This is a genomic window from Hydrogenivirga sp. 128-5-R1-1 (genome assembly GCF_000171895.1).
This window is the reverse complement of the sequence record NZ_ABHJ01000488.1, coordinates 1-1,131: the sequence shown is the minus strand read 5'-3', so window position 1 is coordinate 1,131 and position 1,131 is coordinate 1. Positions and strand designations below refer to the sequence as shown.

General features: G+C 30.1%; 2 protein-coding genes. Both read right to left on the bottom strand.

Annotated features, from left to right (window positions below; translation table 11 throughout):
- Positions 1-626 (bottom strand): nucleotidyltransferase domain-containing protein (locus HG1285_RS00465; RefSeq protein ID WP_008289657.1); only part of this gene is annotated, 626 nt, incomplete at its 3' end.
- Positions 619-1,128, bottom strand: coding sequence for a CRISPR-associated protein Cas4 (gene cas4, locus HG1285_RS00470; RefSeq protein ID WP_032497280.1), 510 nt, complete (start codon positions 1,126-1,128; stop codon positions 619-621). The genes cas4 and HG1285_RS00465, both read right to left, overlap by 8 nt.
- Positions 1,129-1,131: the final 3 nt, after the last annotated feature.

Genomic DNA, 1,131 nt, shown 5'->3' with positions numbered 1-1,131 from the left:
ACTCTTGGGTGTAAATCTAATTCTCTGGTATGCTTTTTTATAACTAATAAATTGTTTATTGCATTTCTAATATTTTCCTCAACTTCAACCTGTTTAAAAAGTTCTTCAAATTTAATTGGCGGAATTGCTTTAGTTTTTTCAATCCATATTAAAGAAAATATTGGACGAATGACATAAAAGTATTTTTTGATTTTTACCTCCTCTGTTTTTAGATACGTTCTATAGTTTGTTTTAGCCATGCTTAGATAATGATACATCATTGCCTTTGGGTTAAAAGAAAGATTAGAAATCTCTTTTATTTTTTGAAAAAACTCTTTGTCTTTTTTGTAAACTATTGGAGAGTTCAGCCATTCAATAATAGAAGGATTTGATTTCCTGAGCAAAGATAATGCCTTTTTCAAATCCCAGCCTGCAAAATCAAATGTTTCTTCTGTTATCTCAATTGTATCTTTTTGTGGCAAGATGGATAAGTAATAACCAAGTCTGTTTACATATATAAATCTTATATCATAATCGCTATCAGGGGATTCAAATCCCCACGCCCTGCTTCCTGACTCACAGGCATAAAGGATAGTGATGTTGTTTTCTTTTTCTATTTTCTCTAATTTTTGTAGTATTCTATCCATAACAAAACTCGTAATATGCACATTTTTTGCAGTAAGGAACATTTATAACATGTGGCGGTTTATCTTGCTTTAAAATTTTATCAATTTCTATTAATGCTTTTTCTATCTCTCTTTCGTACTCAGGAGTCAGTTCTATGTACTCTCTTTTCCTTTGCTTTGGATAGTTTATTATGCCTTTTTTGTTAATTCCAAGTTTTTTGAGGTAATAAAGATAGTAAAGAATTTGCATTTTATCAGCTTGTGCCATTTTATCAGAATATTTAACCTCGCGAATATTCAGGCTATCAACAATGTCTATTGAAATTAGATTATCTATCAGAACTTCCTTTGGTTTATCCCTTCTATAACTGTTTTCATGGAGTAATGCTCCCATCAGAACTTTATCGGATTTATTTTCCATACTGATATTTCTATCAAAAAGCCAGAGCTTTCTGGGACAAATAAAGTAATAATTAACTTTTATCCCATTAGTCTTAAGCTCTTCAAAGTTTATTTCTTTCATTTT